Annotated in this window: 20 protein-coding genes and 2 pseudogenes; 10 read left to right on the forward strand and 12 right to left on the reverse strand. The window is 56.4% G+C overall.

From position 1 onward, the window contains the following. Nucleotides 1–453 precede the first annotated feature (453 nt). Nucleotides 454–999 carry a cytochrome P460 family protein gene (locus B0G80_RS28945; RefSeq protein ID WP_258879063.1) on the forward strand — a complete coding sequence of 182 codons (546 nt, stop codon included), beginning with the start codon at nucleotides 454–456 and terminating at the stop codon, nucleotides 997–999. Nucleotides 1,000–1,196: 197 nt separating this feature from the next. On the opposite strand, the gene B0G80_RS28950 is transcribed toward B0G80_RS28945, so the two are convergent. Further along, entirely contained in the window at nucleotides 1,197–2,261 is a 1,065-nt protein-coding gene (locus B0G80_RS28950) for a Glu/Leu/Phe/Val dehydrogenase dimerization domain-containing protein (RefSeq protein ID WP_116121423.1), read from the reverse strand. Nucleotides 2,262–3,379: 1,118 nt separating this feature from the next. Further along, the gene (gene rclC / locus B0G80_RS28955; protein WP_116123747.1) at nucleotides 3,380–3,949 is read right to left on the reverse strand and encodes a reactive chlorine resistance membrane protein RclC; all 570 of its coding nucleotides are present in this window, start codon (nucleotides 3,947–3,949) and stop codon (nucleotides 3,380–3,382) included. Between the two features lie 80 nt (nucleotides 3,950–4,029). Between rclC and B0G80_RS28960 the strand changes: the two genes are divergently transcribed. Next, nucleotides 4,030–4,350 carry a DUF305 domain-containing protein gene (locus tag B0G80_RS28960; protein WP_309568794.1) on the forward strand — a complete coding sequence of 107 codons (321 nt, stop codon included), beginning with the start codon at nucleotides 4,030–4,032 and terminating at the stop codon, nucleotides 4,348–4,350. Nucleotides 4,351–4,531: 181 nt separating this feature from the next. Further along, nucleotides 4,532–5,704, forward strand: a complete 1,173-nt coding sequence (locus B0G80_RS28965; protein ID WP_116121424.1) for a porin — start codon at nucleotides 4,532–4,534, stop codon at nucleotides 5,702–5,704. A gap of 818 nt (nucleotides 5,705–6,522) precedes the next feature. On the opposite strand, the gene B0G80_RS28970 is transcribed toward B0G80_RS28965, so the two are convergent. After that, nucleotides 6,523–7,167 (reverse strand): hypothetical protein, encoded by a 645-nt coding sequence (locus B0G80_RS28970; RefSeq protein ID WP_258879064.1) that lies wholly within the window; start codon nucleotides 7,165–7,167, stop codon nucleotides 6,523–6,525. Nucleotides 7,168–7,602: 435 nt separating this feature from the next. Here B0G80_RS28970 and B0G80_RS28975 point away from each other — a divergent pair, with 435 nt between their 5' ends. After that, entirely contained in the window at nucleotides 7,603–8,994 is a 1,392-nt protein-coding gene (locus B0G80_RS28975) for an FAD-dependent oxidoreductase (protein WP_116121425.1), read from the forward strand. Between the two features lie 113 nt (nucleotides 8,995–9,107). On the opposite strand, the pseudogene B0G80_RS28980 reads toward B0G80_RS28975, so the two are convergent. Further along, nucleotides 9,108–9,866 (reverse strand): annotated as a pseudogene (locus tag B0G80_RS28980) (VacJ family lipoprotein); the annotation flags it as partial. Between the two features lie 342 nt (nucleotides 9,867–10,208). Then, nucleotides 10,209–11,111 (reverse strand): annotated as a pseudogene (locus B0G80_RS48265) (LysR family transcriptional regulator). A 612-nt stretch (nucleotides 11,112–11,723) separates the two neighbouring features. Here B0G80_RS48265 and B0G80_RS28990 point away from each other — a divergent pair. Then, the gene (locus B0G80_RS28990) at nucleotides 11,724–13,022 is read left to right on the forward strand and encodes an MATE family efflux transporter (protein ID WP_116121426.1); all 1,299 of its coding nucleotides are present in this window, start codon (nucleotides 11,724–11,726) and stop codon (nucleotides 13,020–13,022) included. Nucleotides 13,023–13,150: 128 nt separating this feature from the next. Here B0G80_RS28990 and grxC read toward each other — a convergent pair whose 3' ends face one another. The 3 genes from grxC to B0G80_RS29005 form a co-directional block, all read right to left on the reverse strand. After that, complete coding sequence (gene grxC, locus B0G80_RS28995; RefSeq protein ID WP_116123749.1) at nucleotides 13,151–13,420, reverse strand: glutaredoxin 3; 270 nt, start codon at nucleotides 13,418–13,420, stop codon at nucleotides 13,151–13,153. A 48-nt stretch (nucleotides 13,421–13,468) separates the two neighbouring features. Further along, nucleotides 13,469–13,813 carry a DUF4148 domain-containing protein gene (locus tag B0G80_RS29000; RefSeq protein ID WP_116121427.1) on the reverse strand — a complete coding sequence of 115 codons (345 nt, stop codon included), beginning with the start codon at nucleotides 13,811–13,813 and terminating at the stop codon, nucleotides 13,469–13,471. A gap of 220 nt (nucleotides 13,814–14,033) precedes the next feature. After that, on the reverse strand, nucleotides 14,034–14,984 hold the full coding sequence (locus B0G80_RS29005) for an AraC family transcriptional regulator (RefSeq protein WP_116121428.1): 951 nt from the start codon (nucleotides 14,982–14,984) through the stop codon (nucleotides 14,034–14,036). Between the two features lie 169 nt (nucleotides 14,985–15,153). Between B0G80_RS29005 and B0G80_RS29010 the strand changes: the two genes are divergently transcribed. Then, nucleotides 15,154–16,551 carry a dihydrolipoyl dehydrogenase gene (locus B0G80_RS29010; RefSeq protein WP_116121429.1) on the forward strand — a complete coding sequence of 466 codons (1,398 nt, stop codon included), beginning with the start codon at nucleotides 15,154–15,156 and terminating at the stop codon, nucleotides 16,549–16,551. A 58-nt stretch (nucleotides 16,552–16,609) separates the two neighbouring features. On the opposite strand, the gene B0G80_RS29015 is transcribed toward B0G80_RS29010, so the two are convergent. The 4 genes from B0G80_RS29015 to B0G80_RS29030 all read right to left on the reverse strand — a co-directional run bounded on the left by B0G80_RS29015 (nucleotide 16,610) and on the right by B0G80_RS29030 (nucleotide 20,399). Then, on the reverse strand, nucleotides 16,610–17,617 hold the full coding sequence (locus B0G80_RS29015) for an MBL fold metallo-hydrolase (RefSeq protein WP_258879066.1): 1,008 nt from the start codon (nucleotides 17,615–17,617) through the stop codon (nucleotides 16,610–16,612). A 177-nt stretch (nucleotides 17,618–17,794) separates the two neighbouring features. Next, nucleotides 17,795–18,265, reverse strand: a complete 471-nt coding sequence (gene cynS / locus B0G80_RS29020; RefSeq protein WP_116121430.1) for a cyanase — start codon at nucleotides 18,263–18,265, stop codon at nucleotides 17,795–17,797. Between the two features lie 28 nt (nucleotides 18,266–18,293). After that, nucleotides 18,294–18,956 (reverse strand): carbonic anhydrase, encoded by a 663-nt coding sequence (locus B0G80_RS29025; protein ID WP_116121431.1) that lies wholly within the window; start codon nucleotides 18,954–18,956, stop codon nucleotides 18,294–18,296. Nucleotides 18,957–19,529: 573 nt separating this feature from the next. Next, nucleotides 19,530–20,399 (reverse strand): AraC family transcriptional regulator, encoded by an 870-nt coding sequence (locus B0G80_RS29030; protein ID WP_116121432.1) that lies wholly within the window; start codon nucleotides 20,397–20,399, stop codon nucleotides 19,530–19,532. 1,238 nt (nucleotides 20,400–21,637) lie between these two features. Between B0G80_RS29030 and B0G80_RS29035 the strand changes: the two genes are divergently transcribed. From B0G80_RS29035 to B0G80_RS29050, 4 genes are all read left to right on the forward strand, one after another. After that, on the forward strand, nucleotides 21,638–22,285 hold the full coding sequence (locus B0G80_RS29035) for an isochorismatase family protein (protein ID WP_116121433.1): 648 nt from the start codon (nucleotides 21,638–21,640) through the stop codon (nucleotides 22,283–22,285). Nucleotides 22,286–22,517: 232 nt separating this feature from the next. Next, nucleotides 22,518–23,336 carry an alpha/beta fold hydrolase gene (locus tag B0G80_RS29040; protein ID WP_116121434.1) on the forward strand — a complete coding sequence of 273 codons (819 nt, stop codon included), beginning with the start codon at nucleotides 22,518–22,520 and terminating at the stop codon, nucleotides 23,334–23,336. A gap of 20 nt (nucleotides 23,337–23,356) precedes the next feature. Further along, nucleotides 23,357–23,830, forward strand: a complete 474-nt coding sequence (locus B0G80_RS29045; RefSeq protein ID WP_116121435.1) for a nuclear transport factor 2 family protein — start codon at nucleotides 23,357–23,359, stop codon at nucleotides 23,828–23,830. 80 nt (nucleotides 23,831–23,910) lie between these two features. After that, a complete protein-coding gene (locus B0G80_RS29050; RefSeq protein ID WP_116121436.1) occupies nucleotides 23,911–24,528 on the forward strand; it encodes a glutathione S-transferase family protein in 618 nt (205 codons plus the stop codon). Nucleotides 24,529–24,551: the final 23 nt, after the last annotated feature.

The following is a 24,551-nucleotide window of genomic DNA, read 5'->3' on the forward strand; positions in this document are numbered from 1 at the left end:
TTTGATCGCTATGGGCGTCCGCCATCGTGTTTTTTGGGGGGAGATAGTGCAGTTTTGAAAGACCAGTTTCCAATGCAAGGTCACTGTCGTGACTCGCGCGTCAGCGAAAAAAAATTCACTTCACTCAAACAAAGATGACCCGGTACCGCTTGTGTGACAAAGCCCATTCGCTTGGCGGAGACCACGCCGACGCAGTCGCGAGGTGAAGGACCCCATCGGATTTGAGCGTTCGGCTTGCGGCGCAATGTCCGCAGAAAACTACGGCTATATGCCGGCGATAATCAAAAAATGGATTTGTTGCCACTGGTGAATCGGGCCGCCAGCGAGTCGATCATGTGACTTCCATCGGGAGAGTTGACGTGGCGTACCGGGAGCCCGAGTTGAGAAGGGGAAGTGGTCGAACCCGCTTGAAAAAAGCAAATGAGTTCAGTTGCGTTCAATTTGGAGGATCTTGTGAAAAACCGAAAGCTTTTTTCCCTTGTCTTTGTGTCTTTTTTCGTCGGTGCCACGAGCGCTTTATCAGTTGCGGCTGGAGCTAGCACCTCTGAGGGATCAAACGCGGAGGCTTCGCCGGTCTTCGGCGTGACGCTTCCGCCAGGTTACCGTGACTGGGGATTCGTTAGCGTTGCCCATGAGGCGGGCAACAATAACGACATTCGTGCAATCCTCGGGAACGACGTTGCAATGAAGGCGTTGCGGGAAGGGACTTTGCCTTTCCCGGAAGGCTCGATTATCGTGCGGCTTGCTTACGCATATGTGCCGTCTGAGCGTAACAACGCAATCTTTGGCCGGGAGCAATCATTTGTCGCAGGAACTCCGACTAACGTTCAGGTTGAGGTCAAAGACTCCAAACGCTACGCTAGTACGGGCGGATGGGGCTACGGGCAGTTTGAAAACGGCAAGGCTAATCCGAGTGTAAAAATCATAAATAGCTGCTTTGCTTGTCACACCAAATTGCCCGCCGCATCGGATCTGATCTTTACAACATATTCCAAGTAGCGGCGTTGAAAACGAGGGTTCCGCGAACTGCGGCAGTCCCGGACGCATTGAGCGCCCAGAACCTGCGCACGGCGCTGTGGCGGGCCGGTAGCGATAATAGCCGAGCCAGGGGCGTTACTGACCGGGCTATGGACCACCGAAGACTCAGCGCCGTCGCTTCCCGCAGCGCCGGGCGCCGGTATGGTGTCGTTATCCGCCTACGCGAGACGCGCCTGTGCTGCATCCAGCCTGCGCTGCCCTATCGTCAGAGCAACCTCGACTGTTGGGATATCGAGCTTCCTCGATTCCTGCAGGACCGTGTGCACGTTTTGCGCGATGCCGTCACGCACGTGCTTTTCAGCCGCATCCGCTGTACGGTTATGGACTTCAACGCCCGATGCGTACATCAGGCCGCCCGCGCTAGCGATAAAATCCGGTACATAGACGATTTCGCGCTCGAGCAGTGTCGTCGCTACGCTATCGACGGCAAGCTGATTGTTGGCTGCACCACAGATTACCTTGCATCGCAAACTTCCAATGTTTTCGGTCGTGAACACGCCACCCAACGCACAAGGCACGAGCACATCACAATTCGCGAGCAGCGCTTCCCCAGGCTGCAACCATTGGGCACCCAGTTCTTTGGCAAGTAACTCTTTTGCCGGGTCGATGTCCGACACAATCAGTTCCGCCCCCTGCTCTTTGAGGGTTTTCGCAAGCGAAGCACCGATCCCGCCCAGGCCCACAATGCTAAAGCGCAAGCCGGACAGCGAGTTTCTGTCAAGCGAGACCTCGACGGCGGTGTTAATCGCACTCAACAGACCCACGAACGTCCCATACGTCGTGCCGCCTGCGCCGCCCGCAGCTTTAGAGCGACCCCCGGTCCAGCGGGTGCGCCGATACATGAAATCCATGTCTTCCGGGCCGGTGCCGACGTCCGGGCCGGCAAGGTATGCTCCGTCGAGCGAGTGGATATGCTCGGCGATGTCCAGCAGCAAAGCAGAGCGTTGTGGCGCGCTCAAGGTCATGCCAGTAGGTAATGGCACGACCGCCTTGCCGCCACCCGTTCCATTGTCAATTGCAGCCGCCTTATACGTCATGGCATGCGAAAGCCGCAGACAGTCCGTTAGACCATCCGATGCGTGTTCATAGTGTTTGATGCGCAAGCCGCCAATTGCCGGCCCAAGCACGGTTGAATGTACAGCGATCATGACGGGCAAACCGGTACGGCGACCGGGCTTGACCTGAACGTGTTCATGATCGGTCGGAATGTGAATCTGGCTCATAGAAGGCTCTCAAGTGACGATTGACCGATCGCAAAGCTACGCATCGAACGAAGTTCGTAGACGCGCGTCGACAATGGAGCTGAACTGGCCGCTCATCGGAGCCCACCGTTCGCCCCCTTGAAAACAGGTAACTGCGATCAGTCACTAGCCTATTGGGAGTCGCCAACCCGGTCTAGAACGTTCTTGTACGGATGGCCTCCCCGCCACCATGCCACTGTAAACGCAAGCGCTGATTCGGAGCGAACCTGCCTCGTGCATCGGTTCTTCTGGAGCGAATCGGGCGGCGAGAAAGACCGATTGAGAAAGAATGTTGAGTGAGCCCGGAAGCGGCACACCGCGCCCTTCACACCTCGTATGTACATATAGCATGACGCATGCGCCGGTGCTGCAAACTGTCGTTCCGGCGACCCGCGAGCGTAGGGCAGCGCGTAGATGTGCCCCGCCTAGCTTTAGAGCTGTAACGTCAGTCAAAGGCCGACGCGTCGCCTAAGCGACTGCCGACCCGGCAGTGGAGCGGTTTCCTTGGCTAGGTCTCGCCAACATCGTTGAGATCTGCGCCCAGCATTCGCAAAGTGTCACGAAGCAGGTCGATTTCAGCGAGAGCACGCTCTCGCGAGTCAATCGGAAATGCTCTTGGATCGGACTTGCCTTGCGCCTTTCTTATGGCATCGACAGTCATGCAAAACGATATAGTCTCGATACGCTTTGAATAAATCTTCACAGTGTCGTTAATTCGCTTTCTTTTTCAGCGGCGCCATCGATGGACGTGTCTATAACTAAAGCCACCAACTTCCATGCGGCTCCTGAATATTTCATTGCGGGCGGAGCCATTCGATTGATCGACGCGGCGAAACGAAGTCGTCCATAAGCCGGAGCTGCCGCACGACCGGGGATGGGACCAGTTGGTCCAAGACTCGTATCTGATCAGGCAGACATCAAGTTATGCGGTCAGAGACGACCGCGCCTTCCTGATAACCTCTGGTTCTGTCAATGCGTAGCTGCCCGCTAGGTCAGGTGTCCTCCTGAGAATCAAGGGGCTACTCCGGTCACCATCTGCCGTTCTCGGCCTCGTTCGAAGGCTCGCGGCTGATTTCTGGACATCGCAAAGGCTGCACCGTTCAGCGTCGCTCTTGCAGCAGGACACGCGCGGAGTCGGCCATCACGACAACAGCGCCGGCCATCATCATGGTGTCCTTCCAAATCAGCCGCCCCATTCCCGACAAATAGGGAAACCCGTGCTGCGCATCACCAAGGGCCGGAACCCAAGCTTCAGGTGTCGTCACGAGAAACGACAGAGTGACGACAGGCGTCAGGAACGACAACATTCCACCGGCCAAACCGGCGCGGCGAGACAGGGGATTCAGAAGAACAAGCAGAGCGATGGTCAGTTCAACTGCCCCGAGTCCATCCGCGAACCGGTAGGTGTTGTTCTCGGTCTGCCACGCACGTTGTTCAGGGCGCAGCTGGCCCTCCTGCGTCATGTGCTCCTTGTATTGATCGGGATGCTTGTAAAAAAAGGACATCACCGGGCTATGCGCGACCATCGGCGTGATGCTGTCGGCCTCGAATGGCACAAACTTGAGCAGACCAATCCAGATAAACACGGCAGCGATCGAAATTCGGACGAGATTTACGCCGAGACGATCAGCATGGCTAAGAGCTACCAGGAAGTTTTTGATTGAAAGCATGGCAAGAATGAGAGCATGTAACGGAACGCAGAGTCTAGACATGCGCTTTCATTTACCCCATGCCTGACTGCCTCAATTCCATGCTCGAACGGCTCAAAGGGCTAAGGAATTCACTGAGTCGCAAAAAATTCTTGGGAATGGGAATGTTTCATTGCACAGTGTCCATAACCGCGAGCGTCGAGACAGACCCAGAGTTCGTTGCAATGATGGTGCCTTATCACCAGTGCGTAATTGAAATGGCGCAGGCTGAATTGCGTTACGGCCGCAACGTTCAACTGGGTCGTATCGCCCAAGAGATCGTTGTGGAAAAACCGCTAGAGACCAATGCGGCGCCTTGCCTTGAGCCAACCGTTGCCGCCTTCTGCACCGGTCCCCGACCAGCAGCTTTCTTCGCGGGCTAGCACCAGACTTGAGCACGAAGCCTGATCTCGTACCATAGCCCTCAGAGAATTTGACCAGATGTGGCTGAACTTCAATGTGTCAAACGCGCCACGCTTTGTAGTACGCCAATTTTTCTTGTGAGCGACAATCCAATGACCGCGAAAAACCACTTGTTCCGCCGCTCAATATCTGGAGGCTCTCATGAGGAAGATTTCAGCCGTATGCGCTATATCCGGGCTAGTCGCTGCCTCAACCGCTCAGGCCCAAACTTCGGTGACGTTATATGGCTTGATCGACGCTGGTCTGATGTACACCAACAATGTGTCGAAAGGTGGTTCACAGGGTGCCCTGATACAGGCGACGAGCGGCAACATCAACGGAAGTCGCTTCGGTCTTCGCGGCGCGGAAGATCTTGGTGGTGGTCTGAAAGCCATATTTGTGCTCGAAAACGGCTTCAACGTTCAGAACGGAAGATTAGGGCAAGACGGCCGGATGTTCGGACGTCAGGCATACGTCGGCCTCGGTTCGACCCAATTTGGTACGGTCACGCTGGGGCGGCAATATGATTCGCTAGTCGATTTTGTTGCGCCTTTGTCCGGCACTGCGGGAACTTTCGGTGACACCGGCTTCGCGCATCCATTCGATAACGACAACTTGAATCATTCGGTTCGAATGAATAATGCAGTCAAATACACTAGTACAAACTATGCAGGATTTACTTTCGGCGGCCTCTACGCCTTCTCGAACAGTACGAATTTTGCAGTCAATCGTGCCTACAGTGCAGGCGCAAGTTATGCCACCGGTCCTTTCACGTTTGCGGCCGGCTATTTGCAGATCAACGGCTCGACGAATACGACGTCGGGGAGCGCTGGCGCGGTTGACCTCGCTGAGTCGACGGCCAATGGCACTGGTGGATTCAATCTCGGTGCTGATGTCCAGCGGACGGCGGGCGCTGCTCTCAGTTATAAATTCGGGCCGGCGACCGTAGGTTTTGTCTACACGCACAGCCAGTTTCAAGGGACCACGTCTTTTGGACAGACCAACGCAGGGAACAGCGGCACGATGCGCTTTGACAACTTCGAGTTGAACGGCAAATATGCGTTGACGCCGGCGGTCAACCTGGGTATTGCCGATACCTACACCGACGGCCACGTCGGCAATGGCAAGAACACTGCGTACGGGAATGATCCAAAATGGAATCAAATAAATCTGCAAGCCGTCTATCTGTTCTCGAAGCGCACTGATGTCTATATCGAGGGAATGTATCAACACGCGATTGGTCATAACTACGTCGCGTTCATCAACACAGCCGGTGGTGCTTCATCGACGTCAAATCAGGTTGTTGCTACGGTCGGACTGCGCACCCGTTTTTAGGGGTGCTTGACGGCTGGGGGTATGTACGACCGCAGGATCCAGACACCAGCCGCCATCCCAGCGGCGGACCGTAGGTCTTGAGACTGCCTTTGACCTATTCTCAGCGCGCATCCCGTCTTGAACGCGCATACGTGCGTCACGAAGGTTGCCGTCATCATAACGACGGAGCAATGCGATGGACGATGCACCAGGAGATCCCGAACCGAGGGGCGCACGACGCCCCCGCGCCAAGGAAGCGTTCTCGGGCGAGACGGTCGCGGCATGGACCACAAGCGGACTGGATGTTAGACGTTTCTGTCCTAAGCAGGGCTCGCCGGTAGTACCTTCCGACTGCGGACGCCAGAAACTATCGACCGAGGAAAGCGCAGAAGCGCATACCGCTTGCTGTCAAGCTAAACGCGGCATTTATCGTTTCTTTTCACGGGCCGTATTCTCGAAGTACGTCAACACTTTGCATCTTCGAATGCTGATCGTTCTTGCCACTACGAGCGACCGACTCGCTCGCCCCGCGTCACCGCCACCACGCACACTATGAGAGGAATTCTTCATCTGCGATACCGTTCCCGTCACCGCTAAACATCTGAGCGAGAGAGTCGGAATCATCGTCCGGCTGAACGCGAAAAGCACGCCTATCGCCGTCACGATTCGGAAGGCCATTGGCGAGCCTTGCACACTCTGCTGTGAAAGGCTGTAGACATCTCATTCCCCGATTCCCTCACGACCGGTTCCACTGACTGATCCCTGTCGACGAAGACGAAGGTGTGACGGAACTGCGCCGATGAGCATGTTTCAGATGCACCGGTCCCTAGGCGTGCGGTTCAATGCGGGCGCGCGATCAGTTGGTGGTGGGCATCGACACCGATAATCCCACGTGCCCCTCCGTGAGCTTGACCATCCGAATGGAACACCAAGAGGATCGCGTTGTCATGCGTAAGTGTGCTCGGCGATACCATGTCAACCACCGCGTCCCCTTTCGCGTTCGCCCGAAATGAGTTATTGCGCGCGCTTCCGTCGAGAGGGGTAAACGCGATCGGATTCTGGTCAAAGTGATTTTCAAAGAGGCTGTATTCACCGTTGGGTTCTAGGCCCGCCAGCGATGCCACAATCCGCTCACTGCCGTCGCTGCGCGGGGTAAGTGTCACAGTGCCGCGCGCGCCGAGCCATTGGCCCAGCGTCATTGGAAGCGACCGACCCTTCGCGTTAAGAATTGGTGTCGCATCAAGATCGTCGCTCCGCGCATTTCGGAGATTAGCTTCGTGGGCGATGCCCTGCGGTCCGATCGCTGCAGTAGCGTCGGCGGCTCGAACGAAAACCTGTGGATCCAATGCGTGCTGCAAACCCATTTCTGCGGAAAAGAAAGCTGCATGGGTTTCGAAATTCAGGACAAGGGCGTCGTCCGCATGGGCTAGCTCTGAGGCAGAGATCAGTCCGGCCAAGGCCAAAATTGTGGCGAAGAATCTCATGGTCTGCTCCTAATCAAAGATGAGACGCCCGAAAGAAAGTCAGCGCGGCGCAAGCCGTTGAGGCCGCTGGCGACGGCCGCAGACCTCCATTCGCGAATACACTTCGCACCGAGTGTAGTAACTTCACGATTTCGGGGTAACGCCCGCTCGGCTCAATTTCATGCTCATTCGACTCATCTGGTTGCTCGGTCTTGTTCCTGAGCCGTGTACGCTCTATCGCACCGCACGCTTTACCTTGAAACGACTGTCGACAGCATCGCTGCGTTACAGATATTCCATGACCAGTATGAAGTAGGCGACCAAAAGATTGATCCGAACGAGCATGATTTTGCGCTTGGCTAACGTCGCCGTTTAGTTCGCCGTCGCATACGATTGAGCAATCACGGAGCCGCCCGCGTGGCGACCGGAACCTTGAACCTGGATTGGAGAGCCGACATGGCAACTACCGAACATTTCGAGTATGTGTTTCTTGGTGGAGGAAAGGGCGGCAAATCACTTGCGATGGATCTTGCAAGGGCCGGCAAGCACGTTGCGGTTATCGAGCGGGGAATGATTGGGGGGTCTTGCATAAACGTCGCCTGCATCCCGACGAAAGCGCTGATCCAAGTCGCGCGCATCACGCATGCTGCAAACGAGTTGGCGCGCCTCAGCGGCAACGCGGCACAAGCGGCCCCAGACATGAAAATTGTGCGTGAACGAGTTCGATCTGTTGTCGACGGGATGGTGCAGGTCAATCTCAGCGCTTTTCATGCATCTGGTCTTGAACTCATAATCGGCGATGGGCGGTTCGTTGCGCCACGTGTGCTCGAGGTGCACCTGCCCGACGGGCAGCGCCGGGTCATTGAGGCGGACCACGCGTTTGTGAACACCGGCACGACTGCCGCAGTGCCCGATATCGAAGGCCTGCGGGAAGCAGCTCCGCTGACACATACCGAAGCGCTCCAGCTAGAAGTGCTACCCGAAAAACTGGTTGTTCTTGGAGGTGGTTACATCGGGCTAGAACTGGCTCAGGCGTTTCATCGCCTCGGAAGTCGGGTGACTGTGTTGCAGGACGGCCCGCGCATCGCAACGCGTGAAGATCCGGACGTCACGGATGCAATCGAAAAATCGCTGACTCACGAGGGAATCGATATTCGTACCAACGTCAAGGCTGTTCGTATCGAAGGTCACTCAGGGCAGGAGGTAAAGATTATCCTTGCAGACGGCAGCGCCGTGAATGGCACGCACATTCTCGTCGCGGCCGGGCGCACTCCTAACACCCGTAACATTGGTCTTGCTGCTGCCGGAGTTGAAGTAGATTCGCGCGGCTTCATCGTCACAGACGAGCGACTAGCAACGACTGCAGAGAGGACGTGGGCAATCGGCGAAGTCGCCGGCACACCCATGTTCACCCATGCCTCCTTTGATGACTACCGAGTGTTGAAATCGGTGCTGGACGGCGGCTCGCGAACCAAGACAGACCGGGTTATCCCATACGCGCTATTTATCGAACCGGAGCTAGGAAGAATCGGCATCAACGAGACAGAAGCAAATGCGCGCGGTATCCCGTTCAGGGTCGCAAGCTTGTCAATGGCTGCTGTGCCTCGCGCCCGTACCAACGGCGAAACGGACGGTTTCATGAAGATTTTGGTTAGCAGCAGCTCCGACGAGATTCTCGGCTTTACGATGCTTGGGACTAACGCTGGCGAAGTAGTTTCAACGGTTCAGATGGCCATGCTCGGCAAACTTCCATACACGGTTGTGCGCGATGCGGTCATCGCCCATCCCACCATAACGGAAGGACTGAATCTACTGCTGGCCAAAGTAGAAGCTCGACACTCGAGGTAGTGCAACCACGCTTCGAGCAAATCCGACGCCTTTGCCGCCCCCAAATAACACGGCATCTTTTCGCGAGATCGTGTTTAGTGGGCGTCTTTCGGGAACAATACGGGCTGCTATGGCCCATTGGGAGCGTCGTTGACAGGTGTCGTCGACGACCCGGAGTCGCCCAGATCGTCATAGTTCGGCAACGGTGCGGCCTTATCGCTTGTGCTGAGCAAATGCGCGCGGCGCTGCTGCATGTACGCATCACGTACAAACGAATACTTGTCAAGCGCGGCTTGCTGCAGCAGGTCAGTGGCGCCCAGCAGATCTGAGCGCACACTCACGAAATGCAAGACATACAACGGATTGCGTACCGCAGGTTCGATGTAGTTCAGCGGATTGACCCTCACGTCGACTATTAGATCCACGCTATCACGTACTGAACTCGGACCGAATAGCGGCAAGACCAGGTATGGGCCCGACGGGATGCCCCAGTGGCCAAGCGTCAGACCGAAGTCCTGCTGGTGCTTCGGTAGGCCGGCAGGCGTTGCCCAATCGATCAGGCCGCCTAGGCCAAAGGTCGAGTTCAACGCGAAACGCACAATATCCTCTGTTGCGTCGGTTATCTTCAATTGCAACAGGTTGTTGGCGGCGTTACCGAGGTCACCGAGGTTTGAAAAGAAGTTGCTCACCGCCGTGCGCAACGGCTGCGGCGCCACCTTTTGATAGCCCTTCGCAACCGGAGCGGCGATATAGATGTCGACCCTGTCGTTGAACGTGAAGATCGCCCGGTTCACAGGTTCGAATGGGTCACCCGGCTTTCTGGTGGGCCCCGTTGCGCAGCCACTGATCAAACCGCCGGCGACTAGCGCCAGCACGGTAGTTCGCAGCTGCATACGCATATTCCATTTCCGCGTCGTTCGCCATAGGAACGTCTCCAATCAGAACTGGTTTGAAGACCACCGCGTGACACTCCGCACGCCGATAAACACAGGGATAGCGGAGCGATTAATAGCAATCATAGTTTCTCAGATCGTTGCATCAAACCTTTACACTTCTGCACGATTCAGCATGTCTCTGCATGATGTGCTTGAAACCATGCACTCCGACGGTGTCTCATTCACTCGTCACAACAACCTTCCACACCCGGCCGGGAGACGTCTCGCTCCCGCGCATCAAAATAAGTGGACGCGGCTGGGCTCGCCCAGCTGTGAGGAAGCGTCGTCATGGCCGGCTTATCAAATCGACGCCCTTGTCCGGAATGTCTCGATGGCAATATCCGGAAATGAGCGGACCTTCTGATTCACGTGCTGGCCTTCGCGATGGACGACATGCACAGGGACGAGCCCTAGTTCATAGTCGGCCAGCACAATCTTCAGCACGCCTGGCTCGAGTCCGCTGGCCACCCGATCTCTCAGTGAGCGCGTGGTTACCTGTCGTCCGGTGATTACCGCAATAGCGGCATCGTGCATCGCCATAGTCGGGCGTGGTTGAATTGGGACGGCAAGCGGCCGCTGGTCGGGGCGGGAGCGCCATTCAGGTGCAGGCGAGACTCCGCTAGGTTGAATGGTGGTCTGGCGGCCCAGAGTCCGGCGCCCTGGACGAACCATATCGTTCGAGGTAAGCGGCAGCCGCGCAAAGGACGCCGCGAGCCTTGCCCACCGCGATCGCTTGCAGGGAACAGCTCGGTAGTTCACCAATACGCACCGCGACATCCGCGACATCCGCGCCTTCGTCGACCAGATTCACAGCGCGGTCGAGAAACCAACAGTTAACGTTGCCCGACGGATAGCGCTCCAAATGGTCAAGCCCAATCGGTATAAGATGCATGCTGCCAAACACCGCTGGTGCAGTCGCCGTCAACTGGCCTCACGGCGCCGCGTGCGCGCCGGTCGTGATTACTTCCGCCGCTTCAATTTCTCCAAGTATGCGGCGACAGTCTTCGAAATACGTCGACCCGGCATCGGCCAGCCTGACGATATGCTTAGTGCGAGTTAGCAACCTGACACCGAGCCGTCCTTCGAACTCGGCCGCCATCCGGCTCACTACCGACGGAGACACATTCAGCTTGCGCGCCGCTGACGCGAAACCCTCCGTTTCGACAACGGTCACAACGTCGTCATTGTTTGAAGTCGGTCCATAACGGCCTGAATGTTGGATTGAGCGCTCGACATGCACGCTCGCTGATCATCAGCAAACCTCGATAAGCCGCGCGAATTCGCCAAGCACAGCAGGTGCGCCGCGCAGCTTCAGACGTTGACGAATTTACATGAAGGTCCGATAGTGGTTCCGGCACACCGATCGGCGCGCGTCACATCTCTGCCAGCAATAACGTTCTATATCCGGCAAACGACTTCATCTACGCTGCGTAATCTCAGAGAGCGGACGTCCGCGTTCATAGAGACGGCAGACCAATGATCGAGCTTAGCTAACCTCTTGCCGAGCTGCATCTCGAACGGCGGTCCGGATGGCCGCACCTGAACTTTCAGGCGTCGGGAACGCGGCCCCGAAGGGGCGCGGCGCGAACGCGTCAATCCGCAAATTGCCTGACACACAACTGCAGGGACAGCTAGTTGAGACCACTTCAGAAGCCAATTGACGATGAGGACTACCCGGCCCCATCTCACCATTCCGTCGGACTAACCGGTAGCCCTCAGAGACGGGCATCCGATCGGCATTCAGGTTCCCACCGCGCCTCAGGTCATGGATCGTCCAGCACAAACGCAATCCTCGATGGCCCGGTCCTCACGACCATGCTGCGACTGGCGATCCCGACCATCATCGTACTTGCTGCCCAGACTCTCGTAGGTGTCGTAGAGACATACTACGTCGGGTTTCTTGGAACAGCGTCACTCGTGGGCGTGGCGCTGGTGTTCCCCTTTTCCATGCTGATGACTATGATGTCTAACGGCGGAATTGGCGGCGGCGTGGCGTCTGCCATAGCCCGATCGAAGGGGGCCGGCCGCCATGACGATTCTGACGCTTTGGTGCTGCACGCTCTCATACTCGCCATTGCTTTCGGACTAGCGTTTTCGGCCATCGCAATCCTGGCCGGGCCTACCATTTACAGTGCGTTCGGCGGAAGCGCCGAGGCTCATCAGGCCGCGCTGCAGTATTCCAAGTATGTGTTCGCGGCGGCAGTACCAGTTTGGATCGTCAATCTATGTTCCGCAGCGCTTCGTGGGTCCGGCGCTGTAAAAGTGCCAGCAATCACCACACTTGTAGGTTCCTTCCTACTCGTCTTTTTATCCCCTGCTTTGATCTTCGGGTTCGGCCCTGTTCCGCGACTCGGCATAGCTGGCGCAGGCGTTTCTGTTAGCCTCTACTACACGATTGCCGCCGTTGTATTAGTTCGGCACCTGTTGCGAGGAACTTCGGGGCTTCGCCTGCGACGGTCGAAGATCGAATGGCGCCTGTTTCTGGACATACTTCGCGTTGGCGCACTGGCCTCGATCAGCACAGTCCAGTTGAATCTTATGGTCATTATCGTCACAGCCTCCGTCGGCTTTTTTGGCACGACGGCATTGGCTGGGTACGGAATGGCCGCCCGTCTCGATTACGCGTTGATTCCGATTTTGTTCGGCCTCGGAACGTCTGTGCTGACGATGGTGGGAATCAACAGCGGCGCGGGAAACCAGGCCCGGGCCAGACGCATAGCGTGGACTGGAGTCCTGACTGGCAGCCTTTTCATGGAGGTGGTCGGGGCACTTGCAGCGATATTCCCCCACGTCTGGATTGGACTGTTCAGCAGCGATTCGGCCGTCATCGAACCCGGCGCAGCATACCTGCGCATCGTAGGCCCCTTCTACGGCGCCGTCGGGGCCACATTCATTCTAGGTTTCGCAGCGCAAGGTGTGGGAAAGCCAAAGTGGCCTACGCTTGCTGGCACCTCGCGGTTGCTGATTGCGGGCGGTATAGGATGGGTGTGCGTAGCCCGTTTCGGCACAAATATGCATGTACTGTTCGCCATTACTGCAGCCGCATCGGTGATCTCGGTGGCGATCTGCCTTACAGCAGCATTGTCGGGCGCGATATGGAAGATTGGGCATTGAACGCTTCAGATTCTGATGCGCACGCAAGCGCGGAAGTCAGCTTAGATCCTTGAATTGCCTACGCGGACAACCTGCCTCTGCGATTGCGTGTGCTTCTCTGCATCGGATGCTATTTCCTGAAAGTTCCCTTAAGCTTTCTGGTTCGTCGGATCAAGAAACTCGTCTAAGCGACCGGCTTGTTCAAGTGCATTCAAGTCGTCAAACCCGCCGATGTGTTTCGCACCGACGAAGATCTGTGGCACCGTGGCACGGCCAGTTCGCCCAGCAAGGGAGAAGGCCGCAGCCCGATCCCCTTCGATGCCAATTTCGTTGAACTGCACACCTTTCTGGCGTAACAAGGCCTTGGCGGCAATGCAGTAGGGGCAAGTCGGAGTGGTGTAGATCGTTACAGTGTTCATGTTGTTTACCATTCAGTGAACTGCAATCGGAAAATTGGACGCCCAGAGTTATTGACCGCGATAGATGTCATTACTGTCCGGCTGCGCGCGCGTCAGTGCATGCCTGCGCGGAAGACGAACGCCCGTTTCTGACCGAGTCATCCCAGACGACCCGTACGATCCTTCAGCTCCCGTACGAGCAGCGGAGCGATCGGCCACATATTCCAGTGCAGCATCCGGTGCTGCGTCAGGGTAATGTGAATAGCTCTGCGGATACTGGCCGGCTTGCTCAGCAGCAACGAGTTCAGCACGAACATCAGCACGGCTAGTATTCGTTGTGGTTGTTTGGGCGTGGCTCAACAAAGGAAAAGTCAAAGCAGACGCGACGATGGCAGCAAGGTAAATGCGTTTCACGGTTAAGCTCCTTCAGAAGGTTACCGTTTAGGACGGAGTAACCAAACTATAGGAGCCCACATCTGTTTCGTTAATGGCCGAACGGCTCACCAAAATGCTCTTTCGAATCAATCGCCGAATTTGGGCAACTCCACCCCTGAACGGTTCCGTAGCAACCGTGCCTAGGATCTCACCACCAAGATACGGTGGAAGTTTGGTCCGTCTTCCTCGCCTCGAGCATCTAGTCCGACAGCAATTTTCCGCGTGACGCTCGGTAGCGCGATGGCGTTGCCCCAACCAAACGCTTGAACATCCGTTGAAATGCCGCATCAGATTGATAACCGACCTTCTCGCCTATGTCGGCGACCGGCAGGGCCGACTGCACCAGCATACGACCGGCGATTGTCATGCGGACCTCGGTCAACACGTCGGTTGCAGAGCGGCCGATTGCTTCCTGGAACTGGCGAACGAACGTTGCACGCGACATGTTGCAAAGCCCCGCAAACTGTTCCAGCGTCCATTGCTTGTCGGGCGACTCGAACATTGCCGTTACGGCCGCCTGTAAGCGAGGTCGCCCCGCCAGTGCAAGGAGCCCGTGCGGCGCCTGCGGCCCCTCACTTGCGAAGCGCAACGTCAACGCAAACAAGGCCGCCGAAAGATGATTCACCAGCGTCTCGCTGCCAGGTCCCTCCTCGACCGACTCTTCTCTCATGAGCCCGATCAATCGCGAGAGCCGGGAATCCGCAATACTAGACGCCGGCTCGATCCCGGCGTGTCGCGTGCTTCGAACGACAAGCCGGGCCGGCAAGTGATCACGCAACAGCCGGTCTGGCACCGCACCGAGGAGGAAACGTCCGCATAGGATGTCGGCACGCGCGCCCAATCCTTCGTTTTCTGCGATCGTCAGCGATATGTTGCGGCGCTCAACAGGCGGTCTTGCCACCTCCCCACTCCCGTCATGAATACGATGTGGACGACCTGCCGGAAAAACGATGATATCGCCAGCGACCAACTTCTCGGAAACCCCGTCTCCCTGATCAAGCACAGCATCGCCCGACAGCAGCACGTGATAGGGAATCTCCCGAGCAGCCGCATGGCCTTGTGAAATAGCCCATGGCGCGCCGAAGTGGCAGCGCACGTCCAGGCGACCGCTGACAGGAATGAGCGAAAGAACTCGACTGAGCAGATCCATTTGATCCGATTGAGCAGGTTTGTGCGCCGCTCAGGAATTAGCACGGCCAGCACGTATGCATAAAGTAACGACATCGTAGTCAACACGATACTACCTGAGCGCCGGATTATCCATCACGCTGACTGCCCAGCCCATCGTGAGTCATTGCGCTTACCTTTTAGAGGAAGTCATGAAAACAGTTCAAATCGATGTAGCGATAATTGGTGCCGGCAGTGCCGGGCTTCCGGCCTACCGCGCGGCCAAGGCGGCCGGCGCGTCCGTAGTCCTGATTGAGGGCGGTCCGCACGGCACCACGTGCGCTCGCGTCGGTTGCATGCCGTCAAAGCTCTTGATTGCCGCAGCCGAAGCAGCACATTCTGCCGCTCACACCGCGCCATTTGGTGTGCATGTGGAAGGCTCTATCCGTATCGACGGACGCGAAGTCATGCAGCGTGTGAAGAGCGAGCGTGACCGGCTTGTTGGCTTCGTGCTCGACAGCGTGGAAGCGATCCCTGCTCACGAAAAGCTCAGCGGCTATGCTCACTTTATCGACGATGGTCTTCTTCAGGTCGGCGACCATACTCGCGTGCGAGCACGCAGCATTGTGATCGCTACCGGTTCCACGCCGGTTATTCCGCAGAAATATCGGGCTCTGGGCGACCGCCTGATAGTCAACGACGATGTCTTCGAATGGAATGATCTGCCGCGCAGAGTTGCTGTGATCGGTGCCGGCGTTATCGGATTGGAACTTGGTCAGGCGCTCGCGTACCTCGGCGTCGATGTAACCGTCATTGGCGCGCGCGGGCGAGTCGGCCCGCTTACCGATCCGGAGATCAAGGCTTACGCTGAACAGACATTCAGCACTTCCTTTCGCTTCCAAGCACGCGCGGAAGTCGAAACTGTCGAGCGTCTCGGCGAGAAAGTGCATATCCGCTTTCGGACTAACGTGAGCACTGTCGTCGAAGAATCTTTTGACTACGTGCTAGTCGCAGCAGGCCGCAAGCCAAACTTTGACCGGTTGGGCCTCAAGAACACGTCGCTTACCCTTGACTCTCAAGGCAATCCCGTCTTTGATCCGCATACCTTACAAGCAGGTAGGCACCCGGTCTTCATCGCCGGCGACGCAAACGGAGTCTTGCCGATACAGCATGAGGCCAGCGACGAAGGCCGCGCGGCCGGCACCAACGCGGCCCACTTTCCCAATGTCGTCCCGCTGGTTCGGCGCGCGCCCATAGCCATCGTGTTCTCTGATCCCGGCATTGCGATGGTCGGGGCGCGCCACGCCGACCTCGCGGCGGAAAGCTTCGTGACGGGTGAAGTGAACTTCGAAGATCAAGGACGCAGTCGCATAATGCTTCGCAACCGGGGATTGATGCACGTCTACGTCGACAAGACGACCCGGATGCTTTTGGGCGCTGAATGGATCGGGCCCGACGCCGAACACATAGCGCATCTGCTCGCCTGGGGGTTACAAATGAAGTTGACGGTGGATGCCATGCTGGAGATGCCCTTCTATCACCCTGTGGTCGAGGAAGGGCTTCGTACCGCGCTGCGTGACTCCGTGGCGGCCCTGAGGGCGTCAGAATAGTATTCCAATAGATTGCGTCGCCCGATGCGAAACAAATTCTCCATTGCCAGGCGACGCGTCAATCCGGGTTCTCGACACGCAACGCCTGGATCATAGAGAACGCGTGATGCTTCGTCCACACGTCTGCGCCGGCAAGGCGCTCGCTCCAGAGGCGCCCGTCTGATGTCGAAACTGTCAGTACAGTCCTGGTGGCCATCTCGATCATGTCGTTAAGGTAACCATCCATCAACGCCCATAAGTTGTCGAATCCGGTTCTGCTCCCAACATCTTCGATCTTGACAGTCGCAAGCGCGTTTTTCGATGCAGCACGAAGGTTTTGAACATATTCGCGTTGTGCTTCGACATCAGCGCGCGTGCCGGGGCGTGTGAGGTGGCCGCAAACCATGACGTCGAAATCGTACGCGAGAACGGTCTCGTGAGCTTTGATGAATTCGTGGACGTCGTTCGCGACCGCCAGATTCCTGAAGGGCACCCAGCCGGGAAAGATCACGTCGACGAGCATCAGGACACGCTGGGCCGCTTCGTAGATAAAGATATTTCCCGGCTGGTGGATGTTGCCGTGATAACGTAGCTCAAGTTTCCTGCCGCCAACTTCCAGAACATATTCATCTTTGAAGACGATGTTGGGAACCGGTCGGTGTGAGTCGGCATAGCGGGCAAGCAGGTCTGCTGTGCTAGAGTGGGCAATGCGAATGGCACTATCCGGATAGAGGTTTGCCGCGCCTATATGATCGAAGTGAGAATGGCTGTAGACGACGTACTTGATCGGCTCTTCAGTCTTCGCTCTTATTGCGTTCAGCATATGCGGTCCCAACGCCGGAGGCGCATCCACTACAATTACCCCGTCCCCCGTCGGCATGAAGATCGTGTCATAGCCACCGGCGCTTATCCAGAAGATGTCTGGCTTAATTTCCTCGAGTACAAAGCCTTCGGGGCCCGGAGGCTTGCCCCGAGAGGCGACCGGGACAGCCGCGAACAATCCGCCCGACCCGGCGCAATGAAAATTCGGGGTAATGGTCTTTGCCTCGGCTTCCTCGCTCGCCATTTCTGCGGCCTTGGACGTCATGACTCTCTCCCTGTGACATAAACTCCGGGCAATACAGTCTGCACAAACCCCAAATGCGGCAGGCGTCAGCGCAGCGCCGAGGCTGGTGCACCTGCATGCAGCATGCAGGCCCAAGGGCCGCGATGCGGGACCGATCGCTTTTCTGTTGAGCGCGGCCCGCAGAATCTCGCAAAGTCCTTAGAAAGGCTTGGTCGGCAAGAACTTGCCGTCAAGTGTTATGACCGCGCGTTGGCCGCCCTCGGGATCGTCGACTTTCTTCAAATCCATTTTGAAATTAATCGCGCTGATGATCCCATCTCCGAACATTTCGTGAACTAACGATTTCAGCGTTGTGCCGTAAATCTGGATCATTTCGTAGAATCGATAAACTGTCGGATCCGTCGGCAGTCCTCCCGGAATACTGCCGCGCAGTGGAACAAGCTGTAGCAAGGCCACTGCGTCGTCACCGAGCTCGAGCTTCTTACAGACGGTCTCTGCGGCTTCTTTGGAAATCGGGTGTTGGCCCAGCAATGCCGCCGTCAGAAACACGAGGCTAAGACCGGTGCCTTCAGTTAGGTCTTGCCAAGAAAGGCCCCTGCGAGCCTTAGCTTCGATCACCTCTTCCGTAAGCGCCTGACGGGAGACCGGGGATACCAGAGTCTGAAGCATGATTTTTTCCTTAAGAGAGGGTAATGGATCAGGCAAAGCGCGAGGCTTCCATTACAGGGGTTGCACAGGCTTGAGGGAACTCGGCAAGCGGAACAAAGCATCGGGTCTCTCCATTGAGCGCAAGAATCGACCCAGTTTCAATGTCATACACCCAACCGTGCAACGTAAGCGATCCGTTCGCAAGTCCGAGCGCGACCGACGGATGCGTCCGGATGTTTGCAAGCTGAGCGATGACGTTCTCACGCACCATCGAATCAACGGCCTCGGAAGATGATGCATGCTCATGCGCGCAGCTTATCGCCTTGGCAGCGTCCGCATGCCGAAGCCAACCCGCCACCGCAGGCAGATTTGAGAGATCCTTGTCCTTCGCAACCGCCGTCATGGCGCCGCAGTCGGAATGTCCACAGATCACGATGTCGCTGACCCGGAGCACGGCCACCGCGTACTCGACCGTCGCCGAAACTCCGCCTGGCTCACCGCCGTAGGACGGAACAATATTGCCGGCATTGCGGATAACAAAGATGTCTCCCGGCTCTCGCTGAGTCAAGATCTCTGGAACTACGCGGCTATCCGAGCACGTCACAAATAAAGCGGTCGGAGCCTGTGAAGTCGCAAGCTTTTTGAACAACGCTGCCTGCGACGGAAATACATCCCGTTGGAATTTTAGGAACCCTTCAATGATCTCTTTCATAGCGCCCTCCTGTGGAACTGGACTCGCGACCAGAATGAGCCGCTCTCTACAAGTCGGTCTTTCAGTTTTGCACTATGGCTGGACACTAACGCACGATGGTTGGACCGGCCAGCCGGGACACCGGCTGGAGCGTGAAAACCGTTGCCTTTTCCGCAAGCCCCGCTGGTGGGAATCGAGTTAGCGAGGAGCTTCTTGAAAAATGACGTTCTAGACTTGATGGACGGTGATGCGTAGTCAGCGCGTTGCGCCCGAGGTACCCCGCCAAGCGCCTCACTAAAGCAACCGCGCAACAGGCTAGACCGAGACAAGCGTGAAAATGGTGAGCATACGCGTAGGATCTACAATGTTTACAGCAAAGACGGCCGATGAAATTACGGTGACTGAGTTCCAATCAATCTACCAAGCAGAGATTGTTAATGATCCTTGACGTACAAAACCTGGAAAATAGCGTCAACATTTCTCTTGAAGAGCAATCTGACTTGCTCGATATCGAGGGTATGCGTTCTGCGTCACGGTTGTGGTCGTAATTGCACTACAAGGGCGCCAAACCTGTCGCAAACGCACGCCATAGCGCTATTTCCCTCTGGCGCGAGCAACCTCTCTGACCACGCTACCAGGAGTCAAGCCAAAGACCGATTTGAAGTGCCGCCCCAAATGACTTTGATCAGAAAACCCAGTATCGCTCGCAACCTCAGAAATGCCGGCACCCTGCAGCAATTTGGATTTGGCGTTCATCACCCGAAGAACAAGTTGATAACGGTGCGGGGTCAAGCCATAGACCGCAGAAAACCGTCGACATAATTCATACGTGGACATGGACGCTTCCCGCGCGAGCTCAGTCAGGGACACGTTTTTGTCCCAGAATTCTCTCAAGTAGTCATGCGCGCGAAGTATAGCGGGATCTCGACTTACGCGACTGAGGGCAGCAGAAGATCGAACAGATTGGACATGGCTGTATGGCGACAAAATTGTCTCGCAAAACACCGCCCACTCTCCAGCCCACTTGGAAAGCATATCGGGATGTCGAAGCACGAGACTGACGAAGGAAGCGAGTTGCCTCGCTAACAGTGGCTGCTTCGGTACCGCGCTCAAAAAAAGCGCTGGGTCAACGCCATAGACTTCGCATTGTTCCCTCCATTCGGCATCGGGAACATACAACATCACATACTCGCAGTGGTCCGCTACGGACTTTCCAGCGTGCGGCCGATACGGAGGCAGCGAGTAACACTCGCCGATGCTTACAACTTGTTTCGCCCCTCGCCTTGCCGAGATATCTTTCGCACCCGACACAACTGCCCCTATGGCCCACGTGTCGTGCGCATGGGTAGCGAACTCGTGCCGATCGAACTTCGCATGCAAGCCTTCAATCCGTAGCGAATCCTCGAAAAACCCGAATTTTGCAAACTCCGTGAAGAGGGCTTCCGGCTTCCTGTCTATGTCCATATCAAAATGAGTAGCGCCCTCAAAAGCGTCACGGAATGACCAAACTGTTGCCACAAGGCATTGAACGCAGAACAGAACAGTCAGGACGCGAGTTCAAGTGGGTACGACGCGTCAATCAACAATTCAGCGAACAGGATACACGGCTTCGGACATGCATGCACAGCGCGGAAAGTATCGCAAGAACGTTCTATACACGTCTCGTAGCGACATGAAAAACTCGTGCACGACACGTGTAGCCAAGTTCGCGCGGCATATAGGTCGCATTGCAATACCGCGCCGCGAGCCGGACGCATGGAGTGTCACAAAGGTATGACGAAAAGCCGCCAATGCAACAGATCGCAGCTGGCAAGGCCTCTCAACCGGTAATCGGATTCGTTTCAGCCGCGCACGGCTGGAGCAGAATACATTACGTAGGAATATTGATTCGGAGCGTCTCATCAGAAATCTAACTTGAGACTGAGCTGGTCGCGCCACCAGAGGCACTTCCATCCGATCTAGGCCTACAAAGCCCGCGTCCGGAGCGCACGCTCAAAATGAGCAGGTAAAGATGCCGTCACATTGGACACTCAGCGCATTTACCACCCAGCTGCGGATTGCCGGGGTTTCCATCGCTGGCAGTGAAGCATTTTCTGTGTCCAATGCGCCTCAAGGCGTACGCCTTTGTTTGGGCGCACCTGACACGCGTGCCGACCTCGACCGTTGCCTGCAGCGAATCGCCGATATATTTCACCTTAAATCGCCTACTCATAGACAGGTCATTTAACCTCGAACGTATCCGGGAAAAAACACCTGCGGTCGCTCACATACAAATTACATTATTGCCCCAACCGCGCTCGCGCCAGTAAGCGGGAGACAGTACGTGCGCGACATTAGAAGTAGCGTGGGCACCCGAGGTCACGACGCGTCCGCATCAATTTGCGCTGAGAAAATTCTTCGACCAGCCTTGCGTCGATCGGCGAGCGCCGTCTTCTCCGTGCCATTTCAACAGTGCCTAGTGCGAAATTGTAAGACGTTCTGATACGCAAAGTAGATAGTTGCGTCACAGAGTCTGAATGCAGTCGGTCCTGACAAGCGGCATACCGCTCAGCGTCTTGCAAATTAGCAAGACAGCACGACGCTTAACCGCACCCCCGAAAGTCTGCCGTTGCTGAGCGGAGCAGTCAGGCTACGCCCAACTCCGCATCAGGGTGACGCGGGCGCCTGTCATTTTCGGTTCACTGTCACGCAAGGAGCACGTCATGGACATCCGTAAGAGTGATACCGCAGTGGTTTTCATTGACCCGCAGAACGACGTCCTGAGTAAGACAGGGCTCAACTGGGGAGTGGTCGGCGCAAGCGTTACCGAGAACCGTACGGTCGAGAACATGGAGCGCATTTTCAAGGCAGCCAAGGCCGGTGGCTTTGAGGTGTTCATCTCCCCTCACTATTTCTTCCCGACGGATAAAGGTTGGAAAATGAATGGACCGCTTGAGACCATGGAATTTGACACAGGAACGTTCAGTCGCAGCGGCGCTCTCAGCCTCGACGGATTCGAAAACTCAGGCGCGGATTGGCTCAACACCTTCAAGCCCTATATCGAAGATGGAAAGACGATTGTGGTTAGCCCACATAAGGTGTTCGGCAATCAAACAAATGACCTAACCCTCCAGTTGCGCAAGCGTCAGATCAACAAGATTGTGCTTGGCGGCATGCTTGCCAATATGTGTGTCGAGTCGCATTTGCGCGAACTTCTTGAGCAAGGCTTCGAAGTCTGCGTAGTCAAAGACGCGACGGCAGGACCTCGACACCCGGTATGGGGCGATGGCTACCTCGCCGCGATGGTCAACTACCAGTTTCTCGCGCACGCGGTTCTATCAACCGATGCCGTCGTCGAGGCGATGTCGTAGGGCAGCCGACCATTGGACAGCTCGATTCCACGAACTGTGGATCAATCGTCATCGTGGTCACCGGGAGCGTACCGTGAACGGAAAGAAACGAACCGCAGAGTTCTCGTCCCTGCGTCGTCATGTAATAAGCGCTAGTGCCGCCATTGCAAGCCTCCCGGCTGTCTCGTTCGCCGCCGGTAATTCAACTGCCGACAATACTGCCGGCCACGCCACACACCGGGGAGCCGATGCTATGAACGTCTACACAGCAAAAGATGGTACTCAGATTTTCTTCAAAGATTGGGGCAAAGGAAAGCCTGTCGTCTTTTCGCACGGCTGGCCGCTTGATGCGGACGCCTGGGACCCGCAGATGCTCTTCCTTGGACTACAAGGCTACCGGGTTATCGCCCATGATCGGCGCTCGCATGGCCGCTCAAGTCAGTCATGGAACGGCAACGACATGGATACGTATGCCGATGACCTCGCCGGGCTGCTTGACACACTGGACGTACACGATGCCATGCTGGTCGGCCATTCGACCGGTGGCGGCGAAGTCGTCCGATATATCGGTCGGCACGGAACGAAACGCCTTTCAAGGGTTGTACTGATCGGAGCGGTGCCTCCGATCATGCTAAAGACAGCCGAAAACCCTGGCGGACTATCAATCGATGTGTTCGACAAGATTCGTAGCGGTGTAATCGATCGAGCTCACTTTTACAGAGACCTTGCGATGCCGTTCTACGGGTACAACCGCCAAGGCAGCACCCCAAAACAGGGGGTTATTGACGCGTTCTGGCTGCAGGGAATGTCAGGCGGCATAAAAGGGCAATATGACTGCGTCAAGCAGTTCTCGGAGACCGATTTCACACAAGATCTCAACAAGGTCAACGTTCCAACATTGATTCTGCATGGCGATGACGATCAAATCGTGCCGATTGCCGACTCCGCCCTACTTTCTTCGAAATTAATCAAGAACGCAACGCTCAAGGTGTATCCCGGCGCGCCGCATGGCATGTGCACCACACTCGCTGGCAAGGTGAATGCAGACCTGCTCGAATTCGCCAAGTCCTGAACCCAAGTCGGAGACAAATCATGCCATCTGAATCACGCCCCCCCTTTCCGCCCTTCACCGCCGAAACCGCTGTTGAGAAGGTCCGTCTTGCCGAAGATGGGTGGAACACCCGTAGCCCCGAGCGTGTTTGTCTGGCTTATTCAGTCGATTCGCGCTGGCGCAATCGGGCGGAGTTTGCGAACGGGCGAGAGGAAATAGTCGGTCTTCTAACGAGAAAGTGGCGGCGAGAATTGGACTACCGGTTGATTAAAGAGTTATGGGCATTCACCGGTAACCGGATTGCGGTTCGCTTCGCCTACGAGTCTCACGACGATTCGAACAACTGGTATCGATCGTACGGAAATGAAAACTGGGAGTTCAACCACGATGGTTTGATGGTTCATCGCTACGCCTGCATCAACGACCTCCCCATTCAGGAATCGGATCGACTGTTTCACTGGCCTCTTGGGCGACGTCCAGACGACCATCCTGGTCTGAGCGATCTTGGCCTTTGACCCTACCGGTTGAAACTGACCTGCCCCGCTCTACTAGATACTACGGCCGCTCAAGAAGCTCACCCCCAAGGAGTATTACTGTGAAGCTCTACTATCACCCGCTTTCTGGACACTCTCACCGCGCGCGCCTGTTCCTGTCACTACTGGGTGTCGAGCACGAGCTCGTTGAGGTCGACCTGATGACTGCACAACACAAATCGCCTGAATACCTCAAGCTTAATCGCTTCGGGCAGGTACCGGTTCTCGTCGACGGTGACATCAAAGTAGCTGACTCGAATGCGATCCTCGTCTACCTCGCCAAGAAGCTTGGCAAAGAGGATTGGCTTCCTGAAGAGGCCGAGGCGGCGGCAACCATTCAACGCTGGCTATCTGTCGCTGCTGGAGAAATCGCCTACGGCCCTGCTGCGGCACGTCTGATTACAGTTTTTGGTGCGAACCGCAATCCGGAGGAAGTTATCGCGCGTGCCCACGGCGTGCTCAAGTTCATCGACACGGAACTCGCCGGTAAGAACTTTATCGCGAAAAACACTCCGACTATCGCGGATGTCGCGCTGTACAGTTACATCGCTCGTGCGCCAGAGGGAAACGTCGATTTATCTGGCTACCCCAATGTGAACGCGTGGCTACGCCGTATAGAAGCACTGCCGGGTTTTGTTGAGTTCAAGAAGACGCCCGTCGGATTAGCTGTGGACGGCTGACCGTTCCAGCAACGACGTTGTCC

It is taken from the genome of Paraburkholderia sp. BL6669N2, from assembly GCF_003387275.1.
Classification (GTDB): Bacteria; Pseudomonadota; Gammaproteobacteria; order Burkholderiales; family Burkholderiaceae; genus Paraburkholderia.

Coding starts and splice junctions, on each gene's coding strand:
- B0G80_RS29035 (WP_116121433.1), top strand. CDS start 21,638: ATGGACATCCGTAAGAGTGATACCGCAGTGGTTTTCATTGACCCGCAG.
- B0G80_RS29025 (WP_116121431.1), bottom strand. CDS start 18,956: ATGAAAGAGATCATTGAAGGGTTCCTAAAATTCCAACGGGATGTATTT.
- B0G80_RS29015 (WP_258879066.1), bottom strand. CDS start 17,617: ATGACGTCCAAGGCCGCAGAAATGGCGAGCGAGGAAGCCGAGGCAAAG.
- B0G80_RS28975 (WP_116121425.1), top strand. CDS start 7,603: ATGGCAACTACCGAACATTTCGAGTATGTGTTTCTTGGTGGAGGAAAG.
- B0G80_RS29045 (WP_116121435.1), top strand. CDS start 23,357: ATGCCATCTGAATCACGCCCCCCCTTTCCGCCCTTCACCGCCGAAACC.
- B0G80_RS28965 (WP_116121424.1), top strand. CDS start 4,532: ATGAGGAAGATTTCAGCCGTATGCGCTATATCCGGGCTAGTCGCTGCC.
- B0G80_RS28960 (WP_309568794.1), top strand. CDS start 4,030: ATGCTCGAACGGCTCAAAGGGCTAAGGAATTCACTGAGTCGCAAAAAA.
- B0G80_RS29005 (WP_116121428.1), bottom strand. CDS start 14,984: ATGGATCTGCTCAGTCGAGTTCTTTCGCTCATTCCTGTCAGCGGTCGC.
- B0G80_RS28990 (WP_116121426.1), top strand. CDS start 11,724: ATGCTGCGACTGGCGATCCCGACCATCATCGTACTTGCTGCCCAGACT.
- B0G80_RS28950 (WP_116121423.1), bottom strand. CDS start 2,261: ATGAGCCAGATTCACATTCCGACCGATCATGAACACGTTCAGGTCAAG.
- B0G80_RS29010 (WP_116121429.1), top strand. CDS start 15,154: ATGAAAACAGTTCAAATCGATGTAGCGATAATTGGTGCCGGCAGTGCC.
- cynS (WP_116121430.1), bottom strand. CDS start 18,265: ATGCTTCAGACTCTGGTATCCCCGGTCTCCCGTCAGGCGCTTACGGAA.
- rclC (WP_116123747.1), bottom strand. CDS start 3,949: ATGCTTTCAATCAAAAACTTCCTGGTAGCTCTTAGCCATGCTGATCGT.
- B0G80_RS28970 (WP_258879064.1), bottom strand. CDS start 7,167: ATGAGATTCTTCGCCACAATTTTGGCCTTGGCCGGACTGATCTCTGCC.
- B0G80_RS29040 (WP_116121434.1), top strand. CDS start 22,518: ATGAACGTCTACACAGCAAAAGATGGTACTCAGATTTTCTTCAAAGAT.
- grxC (WP_116123749.1), bottom strand. CDS start 13,420: ATGAACACTGTAACGATCTACACCACTCCGACTTGCCCCTACTGCATT.
- B0G80_RS29030 (WP_116121432.1), bottom strand. CDS start 20,399: ATGGACATAGACAGGAAGCCGGAAGCCCTCTTCACGGAGTTTGCAAAA.